7 protein-coding genes are annotated in these 6,542 nt (G+C 59.0%); all 7 read right to left on the bottom strand.

Translation table 11 applies throughout. The annotated features are described in order from the left end of the window. The coding region (locus DRB19_RS21305; RefSeq protein WP_162815794.1) for a pirin family protein at positions 1 to 692 on the bottom strand (692 nt) is incomplete at its 3' end. A 97-nt stretch (positions 693 to 789) separates the two neighbouring features. Further along, positions 790 to 1,842, bottom strand: a complete 1,053-nt coding sequence (locus DRB19_RS21300) for an adenylate/guanylate cyclase domain-containing protein (RefSeq protein WP_245439713.1) — start codon at positions 1,840 to 1,842, stop codon at positions 790 to 792. Positions 1,843 to 2,028: 186 nt separating this feature from the next. Further along, entirely contained in the window at positions 2,029 to 2,970 is a 942-nt protein-coding gene (locus DRB19_RS21295) for a bestrophin family protein (protein ID WP_162815793.1), read from the bottom strand. An 84-nt stretch (positions 2,971 to 3,054) separates the two neighbouring features. Next, a complete protein-coding gene (locus DRB19_RS21290; protein WP_114188035.1) occupies positions 3,055 to 4,338 on the bottom strand; it encodes a cytochrome b in 1,284 nt (427 codons plus the stop codon). A gap of 71 nt (positions 4,339 to 4,409) precedes the next feature. After that, positions 4,410 to 5,180 carry an SDR family oxidoreductase gene (locus DRB19_RS21285; RefSeq protein WP_114188034.1) on the bottom strand — a complete coding sequence of 257 codons (771 nt, stop codon included), beginning with the start codon at positions 5,178 to 5,180 and terminating at the stop codon, positions 4,410 to 4,412. A gap of 182 nt (positions 5,181 to 5,362) precedes the next feature. Beyond that, entirely contained in the window at positions 5,363 to 5,809 is a 447-nt protein-coding gene (locus DRB19_RS21280) for a RidA family protein (protein WP_114188033.1), read from the bottom strand. A 78-nt stretch (positions 5,810 to 5,887) separates the two neighbouring features. Beyond that, positions 5,888 to 6,538, bottom strand: a complete 651-nt coding sequence (locus DRB19_RS21275) for a hydrolase (protein WP_114188032.1) — start codon at positions 6,536 to 6,538, stop codon at positions 5,888 to 5,890. Positions 6,539 to 6,542: the final 4 nt, after the last annotated feature.

Raw genomic sequence — 6,542 nt, 5'->3', positions numbered from 1 at the left:
CCGGGCGGGAACACGTCGCCAGAGATCTCGACCTCTCCCGAGACGGTGTAGATCGCCCGCTCGTCGTAGTCCGGATCCAGCGGTACCGAGGCCCCCGCTTGGAGTGCCACATCGGCGTAGAACATCGCACTCGACGTCTTCACCGGGGAGCTGGCGCCGAGGATGGAGCCTGCGATCAGGCGCACGGTCTTGCCGTCACCATCAAGCACCGGCATCTCGCCCGCCTCGTAATGGACGAAGCCGGGCGTGGTCTCCTCGTCCTTCGCCGACAGAGCCACCCAGCTCTGGATGCCGAAGAGCTTCGAGCCCGTCGTGCGCAGCTCCGGCGCGGTCCGTTCGGAATGCACGATGCCGCGGCCTGCCGTCATCCAGTTGAGCTCACCCGGGCGGATTGGCAGCTCGGTCCCGAGCGAATCCCGATGCATGATCTCGCCATCGAACAGGTAGGTGACGGTCGAGAGCCCGATGTGCGGGTGCGGCCGCACGTCCATGCCGGACCCGAGCAGGAACTCGGACGGTCCCATCTGGTCGAAGAAGATGAAAGGACCGACCATCTGCCGCTGCGCCGAGGGCAGCGCCCGGCGCACCTCGAAGCTGCCGAGATCACGGGCCCGGGACACGACGACCGTCTCGATGGCGTCGCAGGCGAGCTTGTCGCCCGGCTGCGGGTCATCGGCGGGGTTCCAGCTCATCAGCTCTTCTCCTTCCCAGTTCCATGCACAGAGGCCTTGATGTCTCATACTCTCTGAACGCAGCCAGAGATACGTATTCTGACAGCCACGGCCTTGTTTACGCTCGACTGTCCCGTTCGACAGCCATGGCGAAAACTTCGTGCTCGCCGTCTAACCCTTTGATCGCGGAGCGACCTATGGTTCGGGTGAGCGTCGCCGGCACGGCAGAGGCAAAGGTCTCTGAGCAGACCACCGTCTCGCCGCTCGCCTTGGCGATCCCCTCCAGACGACTGACGATGTTCACCGCCGTTCCAACCACTGTAAAATCCAGACGAGTGGGACTTCCGATGTTGCCATACATCACTGGGCCAACGTGCAGGGCAGCGACGAAGGGGGGCAGATCCTCGGTCCGGGCTGACGCGACGACCCGCGACACGGCACGCACAGCCGCTGTGCAGGCAGCCGTGCGGCCGTCCTCGGTCACCTGGAAGATCGACAGGACTCCGTCACCCAGAAACTTGAGAACGTCGCCTCCCTCCGCCCGAACGGCATCGGCCACAGCCTCGAAGTAGCGTCCCAGCGTGGCCAGCAGCTGTGATGGGGGTGATACCAGCGAGAGAGGAGTGAACCCGCGCATGTCAGTGAGCAGGATGGCCGCTTCGGTCTCGACAATGTCGCCGCGATGGATCGCTCCGGCCTGGACGTGCGCGGCTGGGCCTTCGCCCAGGAAGGTGGCCAGCAGGCTTGCAGTCGAGCGCCGCATGGCAATCGCTTCCAGCGCAGCCGAGAGAGGAACGCAGAGGCCGTTGATCAGAGCGATGTGACTGTCAGCAAACCCGCTGCCGTGCCGTGTGGCGAACACTGCCGGTTGAATGATCCCATTCGCGAAGGTCACCGGAATCGCAAGATAGTCCGCAAAGCCGACACCCGCCAGCTCGTGGAGGACAGTGTGATCCTCGGGCCCAAGCTGGTCGAGCCGCCGCCGGAACCAGGTTCCGGTCTCCATAACATGCTGGGACGGGCTGCCAACGTAAGTGGACGATTCGCGGAGGGCTTGGCTGATGGTGAAGATCTCGGCCGCTGTCTCAGGTCCCCAGACGATGCCCCATGCTGTCAGAAGCGGGTTGTCGACGCGCATGGCGATGCGCAGCCGGTGCAACGGAACGCCCATCCTGGTCAACCTCTCCGCGAGCCCGGAGGTCACCGCAACTGCGTTGCCAGACAGGCGTGCCGGACCAATCAACCATGCTGCGAGTTCCTCCCTTTCGGATGTCCCGTCGTCCGAGACTGCGCTCCTGCAAAATGGCACCATGGTATCGATCCAAGACCAGAAGTGGGCGCGGATGCTCCGACTACACTAGAACAGGATGCTGTCCTTTGCTACAATTGGCTTGAGGTCGGTCTTCCCGTCGATCATGATCCGCATCTCCATCTCGATCCGCCGCGTGATTGATGAGATGGGGACATCATTGGAATTCCCTTCGAACGGGTTCGACGAGTTTTCGCCGACCTTCTCCATCGACATAAAGATCCAGCCAACGACCACGCTGAAGGGCACGTTCAACCAGGCCGTCCAATTCCCGATCCCAGCTGGGTCGCCCAACTCCCGCGCTTCCGAATAGAGACCAAACGGAACCATTAGAACGAAGATCTTCACCAGAATGACCGCTATAGAATAGTAGTTCCGCGAGTAGGGATAGTTTTTTATCCGCTTCAAAGCACCTTGCAAGCGGACAAGATCATCAAGTGCAGCCGTCAGCAATGTAAAAGGGTACTCGTTGACGAGGCTTTTAGCATGGAGATCCCTGACAGCTTCGTACTGCCAATGAAGAATTAGACCCTCTTTGTCGCCTTGATGCGTCATGACTTTCTGCACTTCTGCATCCGATAAATAGGCTTTCAACTCCTCACCAAGGGCAGAGTGGCTTTCAGGACTTGGGGTCCGGGCGAGAAAGCTCACGTTTCCCGGATCAAACGTATTCTCCCAGGATCTGCCTTCACGCAGGTAGAAGCGCAGCGCAGTCAGCCACGCGAAATGGCGATAAAATATCTCTCTCAGCCCTGGGCTTGGTGTTGCGGCATCTCGCCTGTCGACCATCGACATCAATCTGTTGGCCAGGACCATGCTGGTCGCGCTTACCTGCCCCGCCAGCGTAAGGCCCTCGTTGAAGCGCGCGTAACATTGCTGGTTCTTAAACGCGAGAGTGATTGCGAGTGCCGATCCTACAAGGGCCAGAATGGACGACGGCACTGTTAGAAAATGCCAGTTTGTGACTTGAAGAATAATAGTGACGAGCAAGGACCAAGAGAGTATCCAACCAGACTCCCATCTTGTCCAAGCGAGAAAGTCAGCGATTTTATACTGTCGACCTATGTGCATAGCCTAACCACTCGCGAATTTTCTGTTGCGTATGACGGACCTGCCAACCAAGACTTCGGGCCTTTGGTGGCGGGCGAGCACAGGCTCGTCGATCGACAGGGGCAGCGGGAGCGGTTTTTCAAACAAGCCGACGATGGGCAAGGCTACGAAGTATCCGAAGTAAAGCACGGTGAGGATCCGTGCGGCGATCACGTAGCCGCCTTCCGCCGGCATGCTGCCGAGATATCCAAGGCCGATGAAGGCGGCAACGAACATCCAGAGCAGCGGCCGCGCGACTGGACGATAGGACATCGAGCGCACCTTGGACGTGTCGAGCCAGGGCAGGAACGCCACGAGGAGGATCGCCAGGAACATCGCGATCACGCCGCCAAGCTTGTCAGGGATGGCGCGCAAGATCGCGTAGAACGGCAGGAAATACCATTCGGGGACAATGTGGGAAGGGGTGACGGCCGGGTTCGCCGGGATGTAGTTGTCCGCATGGCCCAGATAGTTGGGCATGTAGAACACCCAGTAGGCGAAGAAGATGATAAAGGTGACGATGGAAAAGAGATCTTTCAGGGTCGCATGCGGCGTGAAAGGCACCGTATCTTTTCTGAAGTCCGTAATCTCCACACCTGTCGGATTGTTCTGCCCCACGTGGTGGAGCGCCCAGACGTGAAGCGTGACGGTGCCAACAAGCATGAAGGGCAGCAGGTAGTGCAGCGAGAAGAACCGGTTCAGGGTTGCGTTGCCGACCGAATAGCCACCCCACAGGTACTCAACAATCGTCTCGCCAACGAGCGGGATCGCCGAGAAGAGATTGGTGATGACGGTCGCGCCCCAGAAGGACATCTGCCCCCAGGGTAGGACATACCCCAGAAACGCGGTCGCCATCATGATCAGGAGGTTGATGATGCCAAGGATCCAGATGATCTCGCGGGGCGCCTTGTAGGATCCGTAGTACAAGCCGCGAAAGATATGGATGTACACCGCGATGAAGAACATCGACGCGCCATTGGCATGCAAATACCGGATGAGCCATCCATAATTGACGTCGCGCATGATGCGCTCGATCGACTGAAAGGCCAAATCAGCATTCGGCACGTAGTGCATCGCGAGGACGATGCCGGTGACGATCTGCGACGCGAGCATGAACGTGAGTATTCCGCCGAAGGTCCAGAAATAGTTCAGGTTCCGCGGCACCGGGTACGACACTGCCGTATCATAGGAAAAGCCGATGATAGGCAGTCTCGCCTCAACCCACTGCTCAATCCGGCTTCTAGGCACGTAATCGCTATGCTTGAACATTTCGTCACCCGCTTCCCTCTGATCTGAATGCCTGAGGGTCTTGCTCCGATGGCCGCGTGCTCAACCGCGTGTTAAAAGGCCACAGGTAATTCATCGGCCACGTATGATCTGAGCCAGTCTTCAAAGCGTGTTGGCGCAAATCGCGGATGATCGCCTGACACAAAGGTATCGTTTTGCAGCACCGCTCCAAAATACAAAGCCTGAGGGTCGGCAATGACCATTCGGTTATCTTCGTTGGCTGTTAGGATTTGTTCGGCAATCTCATTGAGGCCGAACCTGTCCGGACCGACGATCTCAATCTCGCGGTTCTGCGGCCGACCCATCGCCACCTCGCGTAAGGCTGCCACAACGTCATCGGCCGCAATGGGTTGGATCGGAGCCGGCGACAGCCGAAGCACGTTGCCATCGGCGGCACTTTCGACAATCCCGGTGAGAAACTCGAAGAACGGCGTCGATCTTAAAATCGTATAGGGTAGATGCGACGCCCGGATCAGGTTCTCCTGTGCCATCTTCGCCCTGAAGTAACCGCTCTCCGGCTGACGATCAGTACCGACGACAGACAAGGCGACGTGATGCTGGATACCAGCGGCTTCCTCCGCTGCCAGAAGATTCCGGCCCGATGCGAGGAAGAACTCCAGCGCAACGTCATCCTGGAACGTCGGAGAGTTCGTCACATCAACAACGACTTGAGCGCCATTCAATGCTTCAGCCAATCCTTCGCGGGTGATTGTGTTGACGCCCGAAGACGGTGAGGCAACCACTACATCCTGATTACAGTCCTTTAGGGCTGTAACGAGCCTGGAGCCGATATGTCCGGTGCCACCTACCACAACAATTCTCATCGCTTTCACTCCTTATGCAAGATTGATCGGTTCGAAGGAGAATGCCGCGGGTCGGCGTAGGCCGTCGGCCTGCTGTCAATATTTTACCCGGGTGTGGATCGGGCGACACTCAGCCCGAGGTCTAGTCGCGGGCATACGAAGGTTTAGGTCTTCATATCAGCTTATGGTGCATTGGCCGGTCACTAGCCTGGGGGGACCACCGTGAAACTGATTTCGACCAGTTGCTCCGGGAAGGCCAGACGGGTGACGCCGGCCAATGTACTGGCGCATTCCGGCTGCTCCTTGCCATAGGCAGCCTCGCGGGCAGGCCCGGCGACGGCAAAAGCCGCATCGACATCGGTGACGTAGATCGTCTCCTCGACCACATGGTCCAGCGTTGCTCCGAACCGAGCCAACAGCTTGGCAGCGTTGGCATAGGTGGTGCGCATCTGTAGCTCCATGTTTGAGGTATCCGTAACCCTCCCGGATGCATTGACGGGGGCCGGACCAACGAGTTTGCCGTCGTCATCGTGGCTGAGCTGGCCCGACACATAGATCGTGTTGCCGACCCGAACCGCTTGGGCATACCCATGGGCCTCTTCCCACGGCACGCCGAAGTATTCCAACTGCTTCTCAAGATCCTTTGCCATCGCATATCCTCCTTTCGTGATTTGTGGTTTGATCCAGGTGCCGTCCTGCGGATCGAGAAATCGGGCTGCAGGAACACTTCATTTTGGAGATCCGGCCAGGGGTGGGGGTGTGATCATATCGCGAGCGTAGCTCAGACCGATGCCGTAGCCTCCGCCATAGGTCTCCACGATGAAGCGTGCCCCATCATAGGTCTCGTGACGGGTCCAATCGCGCTGCAGCTCAAGCAGGACCTGGATCCAGGATGTCATGTGGGCTCCGGCGGATGCCATGCGGCGGAGAGCAAGATCATGGCTTGTGGGAGTCAGACCTCCGCATGCATCTGCAACGACGGACACCTCGTAACCTTCCGCCAGGGCCGAGAGTACGGTGAATGAGACGCAGGCCTCCGTCAGAAGGCCGGAGACGAGCAGGTGCTTTCGGCCCGCTGCCTCGACGGCCGCGCGGGCCGCCTCGTCTTCCCAGACGTTCATGCTCTTGCGGTCGATCGCCTCCACATCCGGAATGACCATCTGGATCGCAGGCATCAGAGGTCCGCTATAGACCTTTGTCGCCGATGTCGAAACGATGATAGGAAGGCCAAAGACGAGGCCGGTTCGGGCCAGGGCGGCGGTATTGTTGAGGAGAGTCTGACGATCAACGGACTCTACGGCAAACGCGAGGCCCGCCTGGTGGTCGATGAACAGCATCGTACACTCAGACGGGGTTAGAAGTGATGCAATGTCTGCCATGGAT

The organism is Microvirga aerophila (assembly GCF_003332305.1).
GTDB classification, from domain to species: Bacteria; Pseudomonadota; Alphaproteobacteria; order Rhizobiales; family Beijerinckiaceae; genus Microvirga; species Microvirga aerophila.
Note: the sequence above shows the minus strand (reverse complement) of the source record. Positions and strands in the feature narration are given on the sequence as shown.